The following is a 20,649-nucleotide window of genomic DNA, read 5'->3' on the forward strand; positions in this document are numbered from 1 at the left end:
GCATGGGGACGAGTCTGGGTTCCGTGTGTGTCCTCGTCCTCGTTCCCATGCTCCAGCGTGGGAACGCCTACGAGTCACGCACGATTCAACGTTTGCGTGTGAACGTGTGTCTGGCACTCAAGTTAACGCCTTAACGATATCTGCCGGTGAGGTGAACAGAAAGTTGGGCTGTTCCTGTTGCAGGGCATCAAGGCTGTTATAGCCCCAGGTGACCGAGCCAACCATGACGTTGGCTTTGCGAGATGCTTCAATATCACGCAGCTCATCGCCAATCAGCAGGCATTCGGTGGGGGACAGATTGTGTTTCTCCAGCAGTTTGCCCAATTTGGCCGGTTTGCCGAAAAGATCGGTACCGCACAGGAATTCATGAAAGTAGCGTACATTTGCGCCAAGAATCTGGTGGACATTGATTTCACTGTTTGAACTCAGGATTGCCATTGGGTATCCCTTGGCATGCAACTGCCCCAGAGCCTCGGGAATACCGTCAAACAGTTCGATATTGGGAGAGGCGTCTTGCATGCGCTGGCGGAACTCCATCAGGATAGCGGGTGCTTTCCAGAAAGGAATTTGCAGTGTTTGCAAGATTTCGCCGGCTTCCATACTGCGCAAACGGGCTTTTTCTTCGGCTGATGGATCCCGGAAGTTATATTTTTGTGCAACACTGCTCAGGATTTCATCGAACCAGGGCAAGGTGTTGGCCAGGGTGCCGTCGAAATCGAAAGCAATAATTTTGGGAAGTCTGTTCATTACTTGACGTCTGCCCACAAGTCGTATTCATCGGCATCGGTCACCACCGCGCGCACGAGATCGCCCGGTTTCAGCGTTTTTTCACTGCTTAGGTAAACACAACCGTCAATTTCGGGGGCATCGGCACTGGAACGGCCAATCGCATCGCCATCTTCGTCAATTTCGTCAACCAGAACGCTAATTTCCTTGCCGATTTTCGTTTGCAGACGAGCGGCTGAAATGGCTTGCTGGTGCGCCATGAAGCGTTCCCAGCGATCCTGTTTGACATCATCAGGAACAGGGTCGGCCAATTCGTTGGCGGGTGCGCCTTCGACGGGCGAGTATTGGAAGCAGCCAACCCGGTCAAGCTGGGCTTCACTCATCCAGTCAAGCAGGTATTGGAAATCTTCTTCGGTTTCACCGGGAAAGCCCACGATAAAGGTGGAGCGGATGGTGAGTTCAGGGCAGATTTCACGCCACTTTTTAATGCGGGCCAGGGTTTTGTCCTCAAATGCCGGGCGTTTCATGGCTTTTAAAATGCGCGGGCTGGCGTGCTGGAAAGGAATGTCCAGATAGGGCAGTATTTTACCTTCGGCCATTAAGGGAATAACTTCATCAACACTGGGATAGGGGTACACATAGTGCAGGCGAACCCAGACGCCCATTTCTGACAGGGCGCTGCATAACTCGGTCATGCGGGTTTTAACCGGGCGGCCATTCCAGAAACCGCTGCGATATTTAAGGTCTACCCCATAGGCGCTGGTATCCTGGGAAATCACCAGGATTTCTTTCACTCCGGCATTGACCAGGCGCTGGGCTTCATCCAGGACATCGCCAATTGGGCGGCTAACCAGGTCCCCTCGCATGGAGGGGATAATACAGAAACTGCAGCGATGGTTGCAGCCTTCGGATATTTTCAGGTAGGCGTAGTGGCGGGGCGTTAACTTGATGCCTTGTGGTGGCACCAGGTCGGTAAACGGGTCGTGCTCCAGATTGGGTGGGGCAGCCTCGTGTACGGCACGCACCACTTCCTCATATTGCTGGGGGCCGGTTACCGCCAGCACACTGGGGTGCACATCGCGAATGATATTTTCTTCCACACCCATGCAGCCGGTCACAATGACTTTGCCATTTTCGGCAAGTGCTTCCCCAATGGCTTCCAGCGATTCAGCTTTGGCGCTGTCGATGAAGCCACAGGTGTTTACCACCACGACATCCGCATTTTCATAGGAGGGGGAAATTTGATAGCCTTCAGTACGCAACTGGGTAAGAATGCGTTCAGAATCGACCAGGGCTTTGGGACAGCCAAGGCTGACAAAACCGACTTTGGGGTTGGACATAAAAAACAATACCTTTTGAAGGAGCGGGGCTCAACAATACTTTTAAAATCAGCATTTTAACTTTTTTTTGGAAAATCCGTTCCGTTCAGGCCCCATTCAACGTAAACTGTAAAAAACCTTGTTTTATCAACCCCCTTTTTGAAAGAGGCAGTTGTTATGGAACGTAAAAAAACAAGTGATTTTTCGCCCGCGGTGTTGAAGGATTTTGATTTATACGTGCATGGCCTGATCAGCCGCCGTGAGTTTTTAAACCGCAGTGCCCGTTTCGCCGTTGGGGGTGTTACCGCTGCCGCCATTCTGGACAGCCTGCAGCCCAATTTTGCCTGGGCCCAGCAGGTAGCCAAAGATGATAGCCGGATCAAGGCGGAATATGTCGAATATCCATCTCCCAAAGGCAATGGCACCATGAAAGGGTATTTGGCACGCCCGGCTAACGCCAGCGGGCCCTTGCCAGCGGTGGTGGTCATCCATGAAAACCGTGGCCTGAATCCTTATATAGAAGATGTGGTGCGCCGCTTGGCGCTTGAAGGCTATCTGGCTTTTGCGCCTGATGCCCTGGCAGTGGTGGGCGGCTATCCCGGTGATGAAGACAAGGCCAGGGAAATGTTTGCCAGGCTGGATCCGGGCAAGCGGACTGAAGACATGGTGGCGGCGGCCGAATTCCTGAAAGCCCATCCTGAGTCCAACGGGAAGCTGGGTGTGATTGGTTTTTGTTATGGTGGTGGCGTTGCTGGCATTTTGGCGGTACGCATGCCCGATCTGGCTGCGGCTGTGCCATTTTATGGTGCCCAGCCACCGGCATCGGAAGTGGCGGCGATCAAGGCACCTTTGCAAATCCATTATGCCGGGCTGGATGACAGAATCAATGCCGGCTGGCCCGCCTTTGAAAAAGCCCTGAAGGACAACGGCAAGACTTATGAAATGCACATGTATGATGATGTGCATCATGGGTTTCATAACGATACAACGCCACGATATGATGAAAAAGCCGCCAGTCTGGCCTGGCGACGCTCACTGGATTTTTTTGACCGGCATCTCAAATCCTGACTATCTGGTTTTTTTCTTCAGATTTAACATGGGAAAGGGCGGAAAAATCAGTTAAATCAACATCAAGGCGGGTTACACTTGGATTTGTCCGTTTATTTTTTGTCTGTTTCCTTATGACCTCTTCCGTTGTCGCGCCTGCTTTGTCTGATGTTCTGTTTGCCTGTGCCGGCTGCTTGCGTGACGTCCTGGCAGGCCGTTCTTTAACCGAATCCCTGCAGGAGGTGCCTGATGAGTTGCGGGCACCGGTGCAGTCGGTTTCATTTTATGTCATGCGGCAGCTGGCAACCGGCCAGGCCTTAAGCGAGCTGCTGCTGGATAAAAAAGCGCCCAATCGCCTGCTTGAGTCTTTGCTGGTGGTGGCTTTATGCCTGCTGGCGGTTGATGAAAACGAGGAACGGAACAGGGCGCGCCATGTGCCAGTTTATGATGCACATACCGTGGTGAACCAGGCTGTCAAGGCGGCTGAAAAGCACAAAAAAACCTCCTCATTCAAGGGGCTTGTCAATGCCTGTCTGCGTAATTTTCTGCGTAATAAAGCATCGTTAATGCAAGCCATTGCCGTACGCAGTGAGGTGAAATGGGGTTTCCCCAAATGGTGGATTCATCAGGTGCGACAGGCGTATCCCGAGCAGTGGCAGGGCATTCTGGCCTCAGCGGCCATACCAGGCCCCATGACCTTGCGTGTGAATACACGGCAAATCAGTCGTGAGGCCCTGCACAGGCTGTTCAGTGAGCATGGTATTGAGGCGCATGAAACCGGGCATGCCGGTCTTGTGCTGGCGCAGGCCATGCCGGTTAAGCAAATACCGGGATTTGATCAGGGCTGGTGGTCGGTCCAGGATGCCGGCGCACAACTGGCCGGTGAAATCGTGCCGGTACACAACGGGATGCGGGTGCTTGATGCCTGTGCCGCTCCGGGCGGTAAAACAGCCCATATGCTTGAACTGGCCGATCTAGACATGACCGTGCTTGATGTGGACAGTTATCGGCTTGCCCGGGTGGAAGAAAACCTGGCCCGCCTGAAACTGGATGGTCCGCATGTGCACCTGCACGCTGCCGATGCCGCCGACCTGTCGCAGTGGTGGGATGGCATGTCGTTTGACCTGGTGCTGGCCGATGTGCCTTGTACTGCATCGGGGATTGTGCGCAGGCACCCCGATATTAAATGGCTTAGGCAAGAGGCTGACCTGACCAAAACCGCCACCTTGCAAAGAACAATTGTGCAGGCTTTGTGGCAAACGGTTGCTCCGGGCGGTTACTTGCTTTATGTAACCTGTTCATTGTTTCCCATAGAAGGACAGGAGCAGGCTCGTTATCTGGAAATGTCGCTGGCAGACGCCGAGCGGTTGGGTGCACCTGGACAGATTCTGCCGCTGGCGCAGCAGTCGGGCAGTGTTGCGCCGCATGACGGTTTTTATTATGCTCTGTTCCGTAAAAAACCGGTATCAGGCAAGCGTGGGTAAAGAAATTTGAAGGACGATGTTTTTTTCCAATCAGGGTTTCAATGGTTTGGCCGCATTTTCATGTGGTCGTTTTTGCTCGTTTTCATGCTCCTGCCTGTGTGGTTTTCTTATGCGCAGCAGTTTCAGCCGGCACAGCCCGATGCCTGGATAGAATCCCTGGCACTGGACAAAGAAAGTGACGGTTATACCTTGTCGGCCAGTATTTCCCTAAACCTGGGTGAGGAAGTGCGTAATGCCGCTGAAAAAGGGGTGCCGCTTTACTTCACTGTCAATATGGAAGTGCTAAAGCCACAGCGCTTATGGTTTGATAAAACAGAATTGACGCAGCAGCACACCTGGCGTATTCAATACAATGCGCTGTTGCGTCAGTGGCGAATCAGTTACGGAGAGCACTCCATTCCAGAATTGTCGCTGGACGACTCCCTGCAGCATATTATTAACCTTGAAAGCTGGCCAATCAATGATCTCGACCAGCTTGATCCCGCCATTAACTATAAAGGTAGATTACGCCTGAAACTGGATACCTCATTGCTTCCGAGGCCCTTTCAGATTAATGCATTCAACAGCAGTGCCTGGTCATTATCAACTCCATGGAAAAATTTCACCTTAAAAGTTTCGGACATAAAACCCAGCTCCTGATTTCATGGCTGGTGAAAATCAGCTTCATGATCATTGTGTTGGCGGCATTTGTTTTGCTGGGTTTGCTGGTTGGATCAACCGGGAACACATCGCGTTTTGCCCAGCAGTTTGATTTGCTATTGCTTCTCAATGGCGTGTTGGCCCTGGCTTTGTTTATCTGGGTCGCAACACTTACCTGGCGGCTGGTGCGCCAATTGCGCAAGAAAAAGTTTGGTGCCCGCCTGACCTCCCGGTTTGCCATGGCCTTTGCCGTGATGGCGATTATTCCAGGGGTGGTTATTTATTTGCTGTCGGTACAGTTCATGTCCCGTTCTGTCGAGTCATGGTTCAATGTCAAGGTTGACCGGGCACTTGAGTCGGGGCTGGCCCTTGGGCGGGCTTCGCTGGACAGTCAGGTGGCCGATTTGCTGGCCCGGGCAAAAGCCATGTCCAGTGATCTGTCACGGGTATCCGAGCAGGAAATGCCGATGGAACTGACGCGATTGCGTGAGGCTAATGGTGTTGGTGAAGCTCTGGTTTTTTCAGCAGCGGGTAATCGTGTTGTGGCATTTTCCACGTCAAATTTTGGCAGTTTGTTGCCCTCCATGCCGCCGGCCAGTATTGTGAACCAGCTCAAGCTGACGCGACAATATGCCCGCGCCGAAGACACCGGCAACGCTGATACGGAAAACCCTCAGCTCAGGATTCGGGTTATTGTGCCCGTGTTTACCCATTCTTTCCGGTTTGATGTGCCACTGGGCGCCGCGCCTGAACCGTACTGGCTGCAGCTGACCCATCTGGTTCCCGAGAGTCTGGGCAGTCACCTGAATCAGGTGCAACAGGGTTTTCGTGATTACGAAGAGCTGGCGTTGTCCCGGACCGGCATTCGCAATCTGTATGGCATAACCCTGACCATGGCCTTGTTGTTAACGGTATTTGCTTCTATCGGTGTGGCGCTGGCGATTGCCCGTCAGCTGGTTCAACCTCTGCTGAATCTGGCTGAAGGTACACAGGCCGTGGCAATTGGTGATTACCGCCCGTTACCCGAACCCGATGCCAAGGACGAAGTGGGGCAGCTGACACGTTCGTTCAACATGATGACGCACCAGCTTGATGAGGCCCGCAAGCAGGTGGAGCTGAACCGCCTGCAACTGGAACGTTCCAATGTGTATCTGGAAAGCGTAATGGAGGGCCTGTCATCGGGGGTCATTGTTTTTGATGAGCGTTTTAATGTCACGACCGTGAACAAGGGTGCCCAGACCATCCTGAATGAAGACCTGCGTTCGGTGCCGGGGCGGCCGCTGGAAGTGGTGGATAACCTGATTGAGTTCACGCAGGACATCCGCAAGGCCTTTTCCAATCACGCGGCAGTGGGTTCGGGGCGCCATTATTGGCAGGAACAAATCGAAATCATCATTGGTGCGGAATCGGGGGGGGACCAGAAAACGGTCACGTTGTTGATGCGTGGCACTCGGCTTAGGGTGGATGGTCGGCAAACCGGTTATGTGGTTGTATTTGACGATATTTCCGAGGTCATTTCAGCCAACCGTGCGGTTGCCTGGGGAGAGGTGGCACGCAGGCTGGCTCATGAAATCAAGAATCCGCTGACGCCCATTCAATTGTCGGCTGAAAGGCTTGCCATGAAGCTGACCGACAAACTGGAGGAAGCCGATGCCAACATGCTGATCCGTTCCACCAATACCATCGTGAACCAGGTGACTTCGCTGAAAAAAATGGTGGATGATTTCCGCGAATATGCCCGAACACCGCCTGCACAGATGCAACACGTTAATATTAATGCTTTAATAACGGATCTTGCGTTGCTGTATGGCTGGGACCCCGAAGGAAATCATGCCGAAGAACCGCTGAACCGGCGGGTGGGCCTGAAACTTGATGCCATGCTGCCAGAGGTCGAGGCTGATCCGACCCAGCTGCGTCAGGTGCTGAACAACCTGATGGCCAACTCCCGGGATGCCATGGCTGATATGGAGCTTGACGGAGACGAACCAGGCATCACCATTCAGACCATGCTCACAAAAGTCGCAACAGGTACCAGCGATGAAGGTGAAGCGGTTAGAATAATGATCGAGGATCGGGGTTGTGGGTTTACATCACAGGTTTTACAGAATGCGTTTGAACCATACGTAACAACCAAGGTGCACGGCACAGGTCTTGGTTTGGCAATCGTTCGCAAAATCATCGAAGAGCATGGCGGCAAAATTGACATTTCAAATCGCAAGGAAGGGGGTGCCCGTATCTCGATTTTACTCACGAGACTTGTGAAGAAAAGCAAAAAAACCATGTCCTGATGGTTATAATTCGATTAATCAGATTTAAATAATAGTACTGAAGTACGTTAGTAATAGGTGACTACATATGGCCAGAATACTGGTGGTAGACGATGAAATTGGAATTCGTGAGCTTCTTTCTGAAATTTTGTATGACGAAGGTCATACCGTGGAACTCGCTGAAAACGCTTCCCAGGCACGTGCAGCGCGCCTGAGATACCGGCCTGACCTGGTCTTGCTCGATATCTGGATGCCCGATACCGATGGGGTCAGTCTGCTAAAAGAATGGGGCTCACAGGGATTGCTTGATATGCCGGTAATCATGATGAGCGGCCATGCCACGGTGGACACTGCCGTAGAGGCAACCCGCATTGGTGCCATGGATTTTCTTGAAAAACCCATTACCTTGCAAAAACTTCTTAAAACGGTCCAGTCTGGCCTGGCACGTCCTCATGCCAAACAAGTGTTGGCTTCTGCCGGTCTGGCACCGGCTGCCCGTCCTGTACCCGCCCCGGTAAAAGCACCGGCAGCACCAACCTTTACCGCAGCGCCTGCTGTTGTTGCGGCCGCTGCACCGGTTCAGGAAGCAGCACCTCAGCAACAAGGTTCCATGCTGGGCAACATTACTCTTGACCAGCCTTTGCGTGATGCGCGTGATGAGTTTGAACGGGTTTATTTTGAGTATCATTTGGTACGTGAAAACCACAGCATGACGCGCGTTTCCGAAAAAACCGGACTTGAACGAACTCACCTGTATCGCAAACTGCGTCAGCTGGGTATCGATTCATCCCGCAAGCGTAACACCTAGTTCCTGTCTTCTCCATGAAGATCCTTATCATCGGGGCGGGGCGTGTCGGATCCAGCGTGGCCGAAAACCTGGTGTCAGAGCAGAATGACATCACGGTGGTGGATACCAACCCAGATCGGCTGACCTATTTGCAGGAACGCTTCGATTTGCGTTGCGTGTTGGGTGATGGCTCATTGCCCGATGTGCTCGAGGAAGCCGGTGCCGATGATACCGACCTTCTGGTGGCCTGTGCCGCCACGGATGCCTCCAATCTGGTGGCCTGTACCATTGCCCGTGATACCTTCAATATACCGCGTCGCATTGTTCGGGTCAGGGGGCAGTCTTATTCTGAAAATGAAGCGTTGCTGGCGGAAAGCTTCGGCGTGGATTTTGTGATCAGCCCCGAAAAAAGCGTTACGCAATATCTTTACAGCCTGATTGAATTTCCCGAGGCCTTGCAGGTTGTCGAATTTGCACAGGGTCGGGTGAGCGTGGTCATCCTTAAAGTGGGACGCAAAAGTTCTCTGATCGGCCATCATATCGACGAAACGCATCTGAATCTGCCTAACCTGAATACCCGTATTCTGGAAGTCATGCGGGGTGAGGTGTCCATTCCCATGAACCGGGTGGGGGCCATACAGGCCGATGATGAGCTGGTGCTGGCCATTGATACCCGGCAGGCCCGGGAAAGTATCGCTTCTTTCCACAAAGAAAAAAAACGTATTCGTTCCATCATGATTGCCGGTGGTGGCAATATTGGCTATCGGCTGGCCAAAGAGCTGGCCCAGGACAATTACAACGTTCGCATTATTGAAAGCAACAAGGCGCGTTGCCAGTGGCTGGCATCCATGCTGCCTGAAAATGTGCTGGTCCTGCATGGCAACGGTACTGATGAGTCCTTGCTGGAAAGTGAGAATATTGCCGAAATGGACACCTGGCTGGCCTTAACCAACGACGATGAGGACAATATCATGTCTTCCTTGCTGGCCAAGCGGTTGGGTGCCCGCAAGGTGATTGCTCTTATCTCGCGCCAGGCTTATGGCGAGCTCATGCAGGGCAGCATGATTGATATCGCGGTTTCACCCGCCCAGGCCACGATTGGTGCCTTGTTGCGTGATGTGCGCCAGGGGGCGGTGGTTGCCGGTCATCGCTTGCGTCGTGGCGCTGCCGAGGTGATCGAGTTCGAGGTGCTGGGGGACATCAACAGTTCGAAACTGGCCGACCGCTCGGTGAAGGATATCCAGTTTCCCAAGTCTTCAACACTGGCGGTTATTTTCCGTGAAGGTTACCTGATTATGCCTGAGCCTGATACCGTGATTCGCCAGGGAGATCACGTGATTGTCTATGCGGCAAACCGTGAAACCATGAAAAAAGTTGAAAAAATGTTCCAGGTTTCGGCCATGTTTTTCTAGGAAATTGAATGCGCAGTATTCTGAATGTTTTGCATGCGCTCGGCTTGACCATGGTGGTGTTCTCACTGACCTTGTTGTTTCCTTATTTTTTTTCACGCCTGTTTGAGGATGGTGCCGATCAGAGTTTTCTGACCAGTTTCATGCTGGCAGGTGGCAGTGGCTTGCTGCTTTGGCTGCTGACTTACCCGTTTCGCCGTGAATTGCGTCCGCGTGACGGGCTGTTGCTGGTGTTTCTGGTGTGGACCGTGTTTCCTCTTCTGGCCGCCTTGCCTTTAATGCTGGAAGCGTCTCATGTGGGGGTAAAACTATCATTTACCCATGCCTATTACGAAGCCATGTCGGGGCTGACCACCACGGGGGCTTCGGTCTTGCCAGACGTGACAAAACTGCCCGAATCCCTGAATCTTTGGCGCCATACCCTGGTCTGGTTTGGCGGTATGGGTATTCTGGTGCTGGCCGTGGCCATTTTGCCCATGTTGGGGGTGGGCGGACATCAGGTGATGCGGGGTGAAATCCCAGGCCCCATGAAGGAAGAGAAATTAACGCCTCGCATTGCCGGGACGGCCAAGGTGTTGTATGGCATTTACGTTTCGGCCTCTTTTGTGTGTCTGATTGCCTATCGTCTGGTGGGCCTGAGCTGGTTTGATGCCTGGTGTCATACTGCCTCCACAATGGGTTTGGGCGGTTTTTCCACTCACAGTGGAGGCTTTGTGGATATCAATTCACCGGCTGCTGAAATGGTGGCGATGGTGTTTATGCTGTTTGCCGGCATCAATTTTGCCACTCACTACAAGGCTATTCGTAACCGGGATTTGTCCACTTACCGGTTTTGCCCTGAAACGATTCCGTTTTTGCGTCTGGTGCTGGTCAGTGGTGTCCTGATTAGTCTTTACCTGTTCTTTACCAGTGAATACAGCAACCTGCTTGATGCTTTCAGGTTTGGCATGTTCAATACCATTTCCGTGGCGACCACCACCGGTTTTTCCAATGTGGATTACCTGCAGTGGCCGCTGATTTTACCGATTGTCATGTTATTGCTGGGTGCCTGCGCCACCTCATCGGGATCTACCGGTGGTGGCATCAAAATGATTCGCCTGATTTTGGTCATCAAGCAGATTCGTACTGAAATCCGCCATATTTTGCATCCGCATGCGGTGTTTCCGGTCAGGTTGGGAGCACGCATTATTGACCAGAGCGTGATTATGTCCATCATGGTTTTCATGCTGGTGTATGCCTTGACTTTAATGGCGTTGTCGGCGGTCATGCTGTTGTCGGGGGCCGAACCCACTACGGCGTTTTCTGCCGTTTTTGCCAGTCTTAACAATATTGGTCCCGGATTGGGCAGTGTCGGGCCCATGGGCAATTACAGTGCCTTGTCCGATTTTCAAATCTGGCTATGTACCCTGGCCATGCTGATTGGACGTCTTGAACTGTTCACCGTATTGGTTATTTTTACCCCCGGGTTCTGGCGCCGTTAAAACGTTGCCGCGAATGTTTGTCCCTAGACGCTGCCGGCATAGTCGATCTGTCGCCATGCCTCGTATACGGTAATGGCGACCGCATTGGACAGGTTCAGGCTGCGCGAGTCAGGTCGCATGGGCAGACGCACGGCATTTTCCATTCCGATAATGTCCCATTCTTCGGGTTTGAGTCCGGCTGTTTCCCTGCCAAAAATAAAGGCATCGCCATCGTTAATGGTCATGTTGCCAATGTGGCGTTGGCCTTTGGTGGAAATGGCATGAATATGGCCGGCGGCGGCACCGGTTGATTCGATCGCTTCTTGCAGGTGGTCGTGAATCTTGATGTCGGCCCATTCATGGTAATCCAGCCCGGCGCGGCGCAGGCGTTTGTCATCAAGCATGAAACCCAGCGGCCTGACCAGATGCAGCTGTATGCCGGTGTTGGCGGCCAGACGAATGATATTGCCGGTATTGGCCGGAATTTCGGGTGAAACAAGAATAATGTGAAACATGCGATTGCTTAAAAATGGTTGGGGGGAGTACGGGCAATGGCCAGGGCATCCACGCGTTGCACACCAGCGGCCAGCAGGGCACGGGTGGCGCTGTCGAGGGTGCTGCAGGTGGTGACAATATCATCGACCAGAATGGCATGGGGAATGTCCAGGCGGCGCGAACAATAATATAAACCGGCAGCGGTGGCACGACGTGCGTGACGGGACAGGCTGGATTGCTTGAGATGCTGGTCATGGCGGTGCAGCACAAAATGCTCAACTGGTAATTGTAGTTTTTTTCCCAGCTGTTGTGCAAATTCAGCCGCTGGATTGAAACCGCGCCGGGAAAGTGATTGCCGGCTGCCCGGAATGGGGATCAGGCAGGTGTTGGTCAAGGGCAGCAGACCCCGTTGTTGCAGCTGTTGGCTTAGCAGCTGTGCAAATGCGGGCGCCAGGTCAAGTTGGCGGCCGTTTTTGTAGCGTAATACCAGGCTGTCGAGTGGATGTACGTAATCGAAGGCAGCGATGACCGTTCCGGTATGAAGTGCCTGTTCGCTGCAATCCGGACAAGGGCCCGCGTTGGGCAGGGCCAGGCAGCAGCGGGCACACCGATAGGGGTGGTTTTGCATGGAGTGTAAAATATCGTTGTGGCAGTCGGGGCAGAATCTTTCTCCCGTGCAGACGGTACCACACAAGGGGCAGGTGCCGGGCAGGACAAGCAATCTTTTGTTTGCGTAAGGGTTTTGCACAGAATCGGGGAAGTCTTATTTACAATATGACCTTATCAAATCATTTTCTTCCCGTATTAACAATACGTCAGTGATCCCAATGTCCCAGGCCATTTATTCCCCTCAGGTTTTGCCCATCAATTCCGAGCACGTCATTCGACAATTTTCCCGTCGTGGTTTATTGGAAGATTCCCGGTTTTTTTATGATGAAATCAGCCATCGCATGATCGGGCGTTTAAGTTATATCCGCATCACACCGGAGACGGTGGTTGATGCCGGCTGTGGTCCAGGGCATTCGCTTGAAGCGCTGAAGACGCGTTTTCCCAAAGCGCGTCTGCTGGGGGTGGATAGCTGCCCCTCATTTATTGCGCATTGCAGGAAGACCTTTTTACCCAAGGGCATGCAGGCATGGGTGTCAAAACTGGGCCGCAAAAACCTGGGTGAATTCCATTTGGCCGATCTGGCAAGCATGCCGCTGGAGGCCGAATCGGCAGGCCTGGTCTGGTCCAATATGGCCCTGCACTGGCATCCCGAGCCGCATAAGGTAATTGCCGAGTGGCGGCGGGTAATCCAGGTTGGCGGCATTTGCATGTTTTCCTGTCTGGGCCCCGGCACCTTTATCGAATTGCGCAAAGCCGTTGAAACCGCCGGGATCCAAACCCAAACGGTGCCCTTTGTGGATATGCATGACTTTGGCGATATCCTGCTTGAAAACGGTTTTGTGGATCCGGTCATGGATCAGGAAGTGATTACACTGACTTACCAGAGTCCGCAAAAGCTGCTGCGTGACGTCTCCGCCCTTGGCGGTAACCCAACCATCGGGCGTCATAAGGGGCTGGTTGGGCGCCAATGGTACCAGCGCCTGTGTGATGCCCTTGAGCAGCAGCGACAGTCTGATGGCAAACTGCATTTGAGCCTCGAAGTCGCCTATGGCCATGCCTGGAAAAGTGCCGTACATAAAACGGCAGCGGGTGAAACCCGTATTTCCCTGAGTTCCATTGGGGGCAGAAAATCAAAAACCTGAACTATTCATGACCCATTCATGACGGTTCCTGCACAACGCACGTTTTCGGACGTGCTTTTTTTTGATATTTACTTGATTTTTGATTGATGTTTCCTTGTTGCGCCAAGACGTACTCTTACGCCTGTCATGTTTAAAAGATGAAAGCAGGTGCTGTCAATGAGTGCAATGGAAGAAAACGGGACATCTTTATTTCAGGCTGAAAAAGGCCTGGTTTTATCTGTCGTGATTCCGGTTTATAACGAAAGGCAGATGTTGCCGTTACTGTTTCCCCGGCTGGCCTCGGTTCTGGATCCGCTGGAGATCAATTATGAGCTGGTGATGGTGGATGATGGCAGTCGCGACGGGTCGGGGCATTTCCTGGCCGAGCGCGCCGCTTGGGATGAACATCTGAAACTGGTCCGTCTGAGCCGCAATTTTGGCAAGGAGGCAGCCCTGAGTGCCGGTCTGGCCTATGCCGGGGGACAAGCCATCATTATTATGGATGCCGATTTGCAGGATCCACCTGAGCTGATTCCGGATATGTTGCAGGCCTGGCGCGAGGGTGCCGATGTTGTGAGCATGAAGCGCCGTTCACGGGCCGGTGAAACCTGGTTCAAGCAATTTTCCGCCCATGCTTTTTATCGTTTGCTGAACCGCATCAGTGAGGTTGAGATTCCTGAAGATACTGGTGATTTTCGTTTGCTCAGCCGCAAGGCGGTTAATGCCATGAGCCAGTTGGGTGAGCGCAATCGTTATATGAAGGGGTTGTTTGCCTGGATTGGCTTGCCCACCAAGGTAATTGAATACGACCGGCTACCCCGTGCCGCAGGTACCAGCAAGTGGGACTATCCAGGCCTGATGGGGCTGGCTTTTGAGGGAATTACTTCATTTTCAGTGGCACCTTTGCGCCTGACCATGGCGGCTGGCATTTTGACTGCACTGGCAGGTATTTTGTTTGCCCTGTGGATTGTCGCTAAAACCCTGGTACTGGGAGAGCCGGTGCAAGGCTATCCTTCGTTAATTTCCATGATCACTTTTCTGGGAGGGGTCCAGCTGATTTCAATTGGACTGCTGGGCGAGTATGTGGGCAAAACCTATTTTGAAGCCAAGCAGCGTCCGGTTTACCTGATCAGGGATGTACTGCGTAAAAATAAAGGGCAGGCCCTGGAACCGTTTGTGGATACTACCCGTGAAATGAATCGCTCAGCGGTGAATCAGCAGCAACAGACGGTTCGAGAGTTGATGGTTGTAAAAGGAAATTAAAGTGACGCGCAGGATTGGTTTGTGGTGGGTGACGGGTGTTTTATTGTGTCTGCCCCTGATAAGTATGGTTTTGATGCCGCTGTCTGATACGTCTGAGCCACGTTATGCGGAAATTGCCCGTTTGATGGCGCAAAGCGGTGACTGGATTACGCCCTGGTTTGAACCGGGTAAGCCCTTCTGGGGCAAGCCGCCGCTGTCGTTCTGGGCACAGGCATTGTCCTTCAGGCTGCTGGGCGTTAACGAGTTTGCCGTGCGCTTTCCTTCATGGTTAAGCATGGTGGCAACCGTGGGGCTTCTTATTGCCTTTACACGGACTTTTTTTGGCCGGCAGCTGGCTCAGTGGGTCGCAGTGGTGTACAGCTCCTGTGCCCTGGTTTATATCACTTCGGGGGCGGTACTGACTGATCCGTTTCTGGTGCTGGGCACGACCTTTAGCATGACGGCTTTCATGATGGCCCGGCATTATCCGTCCCTGTTCTGGCGCTATGGTTTTTTTGTGGGACTGGCCATTGGTCTGCTCGCCAAAGGGCCTTTGGCACTGGTTCTGGTTGCCGGCCCGTTGCTGTTATGGTTGTTGCCCAATATCGGTGGCCGGATGGTTCAATTCAGGGCATTGCCCTGGACGCGGGGTTTGCTCTTAACCGCGCTAATCAGCCTGCCGTGGTATGTGATGGCAGAAATCAAGACCCCGGGATTCCTGAATTATTTCATCGTGGGTGAGCATTTTCTGCGTTTTATGGATCCGGGCTGGCAGGGGGATTTGTATGGTACCGCTCATGAAAAAAGGCATGGTACGATCTGGTGGTATTGGTTACAGGCTACCTTTCCATGGGGCTTGTTTGGCATAGGCTTGCTGCTGAGCAGCCTGGTGAAAAAAGGTGTGCGTGCCGTTATCAAGCCGCTTGCCGATTCAGCCCAGCTATCGTATTTGCTGGCCTGGGCGTTATTTACTCCTTTGTTTTTCACCTTTTCGGGCAATATTCTCTGGACCTATATTTTGCCTTGCCTGGGGGCTTTCAGCATACTGATGGCGCTTGGCTGGCGCAATTGGGTGGAACAAAGTACGTGGCAGTTTGCCGGAAATACCCGGTGGATGGCGGCGCTGGTGCCGATGATACTGGTTTTGCTCAGTCTGTTTGCGTATGTTAGTCCGAATCACTTCAAAACAGAAAAGGGTCTGGTTCATTTTGCCGCCTTGCAGACGAAGGCCGGGACGCCTGTTCATTATGTTGATGATCGTCCGTTTTCAGCCCGGTTTTATTCTGGCGGAACCGCAGAATTGTTGAAGATTAATGAGGTTTCTGCCAAACTGGACAACAGTACATTGCCTGTGTTGCTGGCAATACCCAAAAAGCGTCTAAACGAGGTTGTGCATGCGTTAAGCGTACCGGTACAAAAGCGTTATGAAAACAAACGCTATATTTTGTTTGAAACCAGTCCTGGTCTTGCACAGACAGCCATGTCCATAGTGGCAAACTGATTTTTTTCTGAAATTGCATGAATACATCTACAAAGCCCATTCGCATGCTGGTGGTTGAGGATCATGTCGGGCTGGCCGAGAACCTGTCCGAGTATTTTGAAAATTCGCATTATGTGCTGGATTTCGCTTCGGACGGTTTAACGGCCCTGCATCTGATTGCCACCCATGAATACGATGTCATTGTGCTGGATGTCATGTTGCCCGGCCTGTCGGGGTTTGATATCTGCCACCGGATCCGTAACGATATCCAGTGTACGACGCCGGTTATCATGATGACCGCCAAAGACCAGCTTAAAGACAAGGAAGAGGGCTTTCGGGCCGGTGCCGATGATTATTTGGTCAAGCCGTTTGACCTTCGTGAGCTGCAACTGCGGGTCAATGCCCTGTACCGCCGCAAAGAGTGCATGGGCAAGACCCCAGGGATCGAAGTGCCGGGTATCCGTTTTGACCCAGGCAAGCTGACGGTGCAGCTCAATCATAGCGGTTCTTTGGAACTAAGTGGCACGATGGCGCGTATTTTTGAGGAACTCATTAAAGCCTATCCGGGTTTTCTGTCTTATGAGCAGTTGCAAGAACGGATCTGGGGGGAAAAAGAAGTGGATATGAATACCTTGCGTACCCATGTGTATACCTTACGTAAATTATTGCAGGATACTTTCGGGTTTTCCATGATCAAGACCATGCACGGGCGCGGTTACCGCTTGACTCCACCGGCACAGGCAGAACAATGAGGTCCATTTCCCGACGCATTCATCGCGCCATCCTGCTCGTTAGCATGGCATGTATTGCGGTGATGGTGGTGATGGTGCTGGAAGTCAATGAAGACCTTGAACGAACCATGCTGCAGGTGGAGTTTGAGCAGGAACTGGATTTTATTCTTGAAAACCGTAATGATTCCGAATTGTTTGTGTGGGAGGGCTTTAACCAGCAGTTGGTGTTTGTGCCCCAGGGGCAGGCAACACCATCACAAATGCCCGAGATTTTCAAGGATTTGCCGCTGGGTTTCTCTGATGAGATCCAGCGAGGCAAAAACACCTATCTGGTCAATATTGCTATTTTACCCAAAGGGGTGGTGTATATGGCCAAGGATATTACCCATTTTGAAGATCGCGAACTCCTTTTCAGCATCGCGCTGGTTGTCATGACGCTGCTTATCATCGGCCTGGGTTTGTGGATGGCAACTTTAAGCAGTCGACGGATCGTTGATCCCTTGCGCAAGCTGTCAGAGCAAATCAGTGAGGTGCCGGTGGGTTCGCAAATGCCGCGTATTCCGGTTAATTACACAGACAGCGAATTGTATTCAATTGCGGAAACCTTTAACCGTTTCCTGGGTGAGCTTGAATCCTATGTGCGCAGGGAGCAATCGCTGCTCAGCCTGGCCAGTCATGAGCTGCGCACGCCAGTGGCGGTCATGTCCGGGGCGCTTGATATCCTGGAAATGCGCGGGCAGCTCAAGCCCAATGATTTGGCAACTGTGGCCCGCATGCGTAATGCCTGCACGGAAATGCGCAGCAATGTAGAGGTTTTGCTTAAGCTGTCGCGTAACCAGGCCGACGGTTCTCCGGTCAGGGAGGTTGTTTCACTGACAGCCTTGCTTGAAGAGGTTCTGGATGACCTGAATAATTTATTCACGGTTCGGGCCAGGGTGCGTCTGACGGTCATGGACACGATCAAGCTCAGGAGTGATGCTGTCCTGGTGAAAATGCTGTTGCGTAATCTTATCCAGAATGCCCTGCAGCATACACAAAAAGAAATTGATATTACCGTGAGTAAAGGCATGATCCAGATACAGGACAGGGGGGCAGGCTTGACGGCCGGGCAAAAAGCCATTCTTGGCAGGGAACGGCAAGTGGTGCCGGGCAGTGCGTCTTTAAATGGTCTGGGTTTGTATATTGTGACTTTGATGTCCGAGCGCTTGCAATGGCCTTTGCAAGTGATCCGCAGTGATTCGAATGGCAGCGTGATTCAGTTAAGCATTCCCGCAGACCAGATCCTTGGCAACCATTAAGGCATGGAGGCAAGGTCTGGGGAAGTGTTGCCAGGCGTGGTCAGCAGCAGGTTTACCCGGCCGGCCACTCGGCCTTGGCTTCGCGTGCCAGCAGGTTTGAAACCGCCTGCAGGGGCGGCATGGCATTGAACAGGACATCGCAGACCGCTTGAGTGATGGGCATCTCGATGTTCAGGGCAGTGGCGCGTTTCAGGGCATCACGGGCGCAGCGAACGCCTTCAGCGGTCATGCCTGAGGCAAGGATGTGATCCAGCGATTGGCCTTGTCCCAGGGCCAGCCCAACCTGACGGTTGCGTGACAGGTCGCCGGTGGCGGTCAATACCAGGTCACCCAGCCCGGTCAGGCCTGAAAAAGTGGCGGCTTGTCCGCCCAGGGCAATGCCCAGTCGGGTAATTTCAGCCAGGCCACGGGTAATTAATGCGGCACGGGCATTGGCGCCCAGTTCAAGACCATCTGAAATGCCACAGGCAATGGCCATGACGTTTTTAAGTGCGCCACCCACTTCCACACCAATGACATCGTTGCTGGCATAAATACGGGTGTTATTGGCATGCAGGGCAGCCGTGGTGTTCTGGACGGTAATGTCGTTATGACTGGCAATGGTCAGGGCAACCGGCAGATTGCGGGTGACTTCTTTGGCAAAGGACGGTCCTGACAGTACACCGGTATTGGGTATTTGGCTGCCAAATACGGAATGCACGATTTCGTGTGGTAATTGTCCGCTGTTTTGTTCAAAACCCTTGCAAGTCCAGACAATGGGCGTATCGGTTAGTTTGGCGTTTTGCAGCAGGGGCAACCAGGTCTCGCAGGTGCTGCGCATGGCCATGACAGGTACGCCAAGTATGATTAATCTTTGCTCTGGGGGGAAACCTTGCAAATGGGCAATGGCCCGATCAGGGCTTGTGGTGCTTTGCAGGCAGTCGGGCAAGGGAAGATCACCCAGGTATTTGGTATTGTGGTGTCGGGTATTGACGTCTGATGAAACCGCTTCGTTGCGGGCCAGCAGCAGGGTGGGGGCATTATTGGCTGCCGAGGCAGCCAATGCGGTTCCCCAGCTACCCGCACCTATAACCAGTACATGAGGCGAAGCACCGGGAAGTGACATGCGAGCCCTTACTGACGGGTGGCGCCGGGAGGCAGGATGATGCCGGAATCTTCAGGGGCGGCACTGTTTTGTTGTGCCTGTTGGGCTTCCTGGATTCGTTGCTCGTACAGGGCCTGGAAGTTGACTTCTGCCAGGTGCAGCGGTGGCAATGAGGTACGGTTGATGGCGTCAGCAATATTGGCGCGCAGGTAAGGGAAAAGCATGGTGGGGCAAACAATGCCCAGAAGTGGATCAAACTGCTCTTCAGGGATGTTGGCAATTTCAAAAATACCTGCCTGGGTGCCTTCAACCAGATACAGGACTTTGTCAGCAATCTTGGTGGTGACGGTGACGCGTACGGTGGCTTCGAAAATGGTTTCTGCCAGGCGCTGACCGCCTACGTTCAGGGAAATCTCAACTGCCGGTGTTTCCTGCTCAAGGAAAATCTGGGGTGAGTTGGGCATTTCCAGGGACAGGTCTTTCAGGTAGACGCGTTGCAAACTGAATGCGGGATTGGTGTTTTCTGTTTGTTGCTCTTGGGCCATGCTGTTTCCTATGTAAGAAGATTAAAGGTTAAATTGCGCTGCTGGCTTAGTCGGCCAATAGGGCAGTCAATTCACCGGCGCGATCAAGTGCCATCAGGTCATCACAACCGCCTACATGTTTGTCGCCAATGAAAATCTGGGGAACGGTGGTGCGTCCGGTGCGCTCAATCATAACAGCCCGTTGTTCACGGTTGGTGTCAATGCTGATTTTTTCCAGATTTGTTACGCCACGCTCGATGAGCAGCTTTTCGGCACGGATGCAATACGGGCAGGTTGCCTTGGAGAACATAGTGACTTTTTTCATGATGCTTTTTTTTATGTAAATGATTTAACGGTTGTGCTTGCGCTGGGCAGTTGCCGTGTGTTTTTTAAGAGGCAGGCCATCCTGGGTCCAGGCTGAAAGGCCACCCGAAAGCACGTGAACCTCTTCAAAGTTGAGCTTTTTCAGGGTGACGGCCGCTTTTTGTGCGGTACGCCCCATATTGCAGACCAGAATGATAGGCTTGCTTTTGGACAATGAAGCCGTTTTCTCTTCGAGTTCGTCCATGGGAATATTACGGGCCTGCGGAATAGAGCCGTTTTTGTATTCTTCAGCGGAACGGATGTCGATGAAAATGGCAGCCGATTTATTGGCCATTTGCACGGCTTCTTTGGTGCTTAACATATTGGACTGGCCGCCAAAACCGCCTTTGCGAACATTGGGAAGGGCCAGCATGATGCCTGAAACCAGGGCAAAAGCTAAAAAATAAATGGTATTTTGGTAAAAAAGAAAATCCACGTTTAATCCTGTAGTGTTGCTTTTTTTAAGCTTAATTCTCAGATTATAAAATAGCTGGACAAATAGAGATAAGACTTCGCTAAAATAACAGAAAATTGTTTGGGTATTGAATTGTTTATTTCTTAATT

At 52.4% G+C, this 20,649-nt stretch carries 20 protein-coding genes; 12 read left to right on the forward strand and 8 right to left on the reverse strand.

Going from position 1 to position 20,649, the window contains the following annotated elements; genetic code table 11:
• Positions 1–117 precede the first annotated feature (117 nt).
• Together HCX92_RS03180 and rimO are read right to left on the reverse strand one after the other, a co-directional pair.
• Complete coding sequence (locus tag HCX92_RS03180; protein WP_169293471.1) at positions 118–747, reverse strand: HAD-IA family hydrolase; 630 nt, start codon at positions 745–747, stop codon at positions 118–120.
• Positions 747–2,066, reverse strand: coding sequence for a 30S ribosomal protein S12 methylthiotransferase RimO (gene rimO / locus HCX92_RS03185; RefSeq protein ID WP_169293472.1), 1,320 nt, complete (start codon positions 2,064–2,066; stop codon positions 747–749). The genes HCX92_RS03180 and rimO overlap by 1 nt, the downstream gene beginning before the upstream one ends.
• A gap of 156 nt (positions 2,067–2,222) precedes the next feature.
• Between rimO and HCX92_RS03190 the strand changes: the two genes are divergently transcribed.
• The 7 genes from HCX92_RS03190 to HCX92_RS03220 all read left to right on the forward strand — a co-directional run bounded on the left by HCX92_RS03190 (position 2,223) and on the right by HCX92_RS03220 (position 11,159).
• On the forward strand, positions 2,223–3,113 hold the full coding sequence (locus tag HCX92_RS03190; RefSeq protein ID WP_169293473.1) for a dienelactone hydrolase family protein: 891 nt from the start codon (positions 2,223–2,225) through the stop codon (positions 3,111–3,113).
• 113 nt (positions 3,114–3,226) lie between these two features.
• Positions 3,227–4,576 carry a 16S rRNA (cytosine(967)-C(5))-methyltransferase RsmB gene (rsmB, locus tag HCX92_RS03195; protein ID WP_169293474.1) on the forward strand — a complete coding sequence of 450 codons (1,350 nt, stop codon included), beginning with the start codon at positions 3,227–3,229 and terminating at the stop codon, positions 4,574–4,576.
• A 60-nt stretch (positions 4,577–4,636) separates the two neighbouring features.
• A complete protein-coding gene (locus HCX92_RS03200) occupies positions 4,637–5,215 on the forward strand; it encodes a DUF4390 domain-containing protein (protein WP_169293475.1) in 579 nt (192 codons plus the stop codon).
• Positions 5,215–7,503: an ATP-binding protein gene (locus tag HCX92_RS03205; protein WP_169293654.1), complete on the forward strand. Its 2,289-nt coding sequence runs from the start codon at positions 5,215–5,217 to the stop codon at positions 7,501–7,503. The genes HCX92_RS03200 and HCX92_RS03205 overlap by 1 nt, the downstream gene beginning before the upstream one ends.
• A gap of 67 nt (positions 7,504–7,570) precedes the next feature.
• Positions 7,571–8,290 (forward strand): response regulator, encoded by a 720-nt coding sequence (locus tag HCX92_RS03210; RefSeq protein WP_169293476.1) that lies wholly within the window; start codon positions 7,571–7,573, stop codon positions 8,288–8,290.
• A gap of 14 nt (positions 8,291–8,304) precedes the next feature.
• The gene (gene trkA, locus HCX92_RS03215; RefSeq protein ID WP_169293477.1) at positions 8,305–9,681 is read left to right on the forward strand and encodes a Trk system potassium transporter TrkA; all 1,377 of its coding nucleotides are present in this window, start codon (positions 8,305–8,307) and stop codon (positions 9,679–9,681) included.
• 8 nt (positions 9,682–9,689) lie between these two features.
• On the forward strand, positions 9,690–11,159 hold the full coding sequence (locus HCX92_RS03220; protein ID WP_169293478.1) for a TrkH family potassium uptake protein: 1,470 nt from the start codon (positions 9,690–9,692) through the stop codon (positions 11,157–11,159).
• Positions 11,160–11,182: 23 nt separating this feature from the next.
• On the opposite strand, the gene HCX92_RS03225 is transcribed toward HCX92_RS03220, so the two are convergent.
• Together HCX92_RS03225 and HCX92_RS03230 are read right to left on the reverse strand one after the other, a co-directional pair.
• Positions 11,183–11,653: a tRNA (cytidine(34)-2'-O)-methyltransferase gene (locus HCX92_RS03225; protein WP_169293479.1), complete on the reverse strand. Its 471-nt coding sequence runs from the start codon at positions 11,651–11,653 to the stop codon at positions 11,183–11,185.
• Between the two features lie 8 nt (positions 11,654–11,661).
• Positions 11,662–12,354, reverse strand: coding sequence for a ComF family protein (locus HCX92_RS03230; protein ID WP_169293480.1), 693 nt, complete (start codon positions 12,352–12,354; stop codon positions 11,662–11,664).
• A gap of 106 nt (positions 12,355–12,460) precedes the next feature.
• Between HCX92_RS03230 and HCX92_RS03235 the strand changes: the two genes are divergently transcribed.
• From HCX92_RS03235 to HCX92_RS03255, 5 genes are all read left to right on the forward strand, one after another.
• On the forward strand, positions 12,461–13,384 hold the full coding sequence (locus HCX92_RS03235; RefSeq protein ID WP_169293481.1) for a methyltransferase domain-containing protein: 924 nt from the start codon (positions 12,461–12,463) through the stop codon (positions 13,382–13,384).
• Between the two features lie 156 nt (positions 13,385–13,540).
• Entirely contained in the window at positions 13,541–14,626 is a 1,086-nt protein-coding gene (locus tag HCX92_RS03240; protein WP_169293482.1) for a glycosyltransferase family 2 protein, read from the forward strand.
• A 1-nt stretch (position 14,627) separates the two neighbouring features.
• Positions 14,628–16,106, forward strand: a complete 1,479-nt coding sequence (locus HCX92_RS03245) for an ArnT family glycosyltransferase (RefSeq protein ID WP_371808381.1) — start codon at positions 14,628–14,630, stop codon at positions 16,104–16,106.
• 17 nt (positions 16,107–16,123) lie between these two features.
• Positions 16,124–16,837, forward strand: a complete 714-nt coding sequence (locus HCX92_RS03250) for a response regulator transcription factor (protein ID WP_169293483.1) — start codon at positions 16,124–16,126, stop codon at positions 16,835–16,837.
• Positions 16,834–18,114: a HAMP domain-containing sensor histidine kinase gene (locus tag HCX92_RS03255; protein WP_211182242.1), complete on the forward strand. Its 1,281-nt coding sequence runs from the start codon at positions 16,834–16,836 to the stop codon at positions 18,112–18,114. Before HCX92_RS03250 ends, HCX92_RS03255 begins: the two co-directional genes overlap by 4 nt.
• 52 nt (positions 18,115–18,166) lie before the next feature.
• On the opposite strand, the gene HCX92_RS03260 is transcribed toward HCX92_RS03255, so the two are convergent.
• From HCX92_RS03260 to HCX92_RS03275, 4 genes are read right to left on the reverse strand one after another with little or no spacing between them, the layout of a single operon-like run.
• On the reverse strand, positions 18,167–19,219 hold the full coding sequence (locus HCX92_RS03260; protein ID WP_169293484.1) for an NAD(P)H-dependent glycerol-3-phosphate dehydrogenase: 1,053 nt from the start codon (positions 19,217–19,219) through the stop codon (positions 18,167–18,169).
• 8 nt (positions 19,220–19,227) lie between these two features.
• Positions 19,228–19,743 carry a protein-export chaperone SecB gene (gene secB / locus HCX92_RS03265; RefSeq protein WP_169293485.1) on the reverse strand — a complete coding sequence of 172 codons (516 nt, stop codon included), beginning with the start codon at positions 19,741–19,743 and terminating at the stop codon, positions 19,228–19,230.
• A gap of 46 nt (positions 19,744–19,789) precedes the next feature.
• Positions 19,790–20,047, reverse strand: a complete 258-nt coding sequence (grxC, locus tag HCX92_RS03270) for a glutaredoxin 3 (protein ID WP_169293486.1) — start codon at positions 20,045–20,047, stop codon at positions 19,790–19,792.
• 24 nt (positions 20,048–20,071) lie between these two features.
• Entirely contained in the window at positions 20,072–20,521 is a 450-nt protein-coding gene (locus HCX92_RS03275; RefSeq protein WP_169293487.1) for a rhodanese-like domain-containing protein, read from the reverse strand.
• Between the last annotated feature and the right edge of the window lie 128 nt (positions 20,522–20,649).

Origin of the sequence: Advenella sp. EE-W14, from assembly GCF_012923605.1 — a bacterium.
Taxonomy (GTDB): Bacteria; Pseudomonadota; Gammaproteobacteria; order Burkholderiales; family Burkholderiaceae_B; genus Advenella; species Advenella alkanexedens.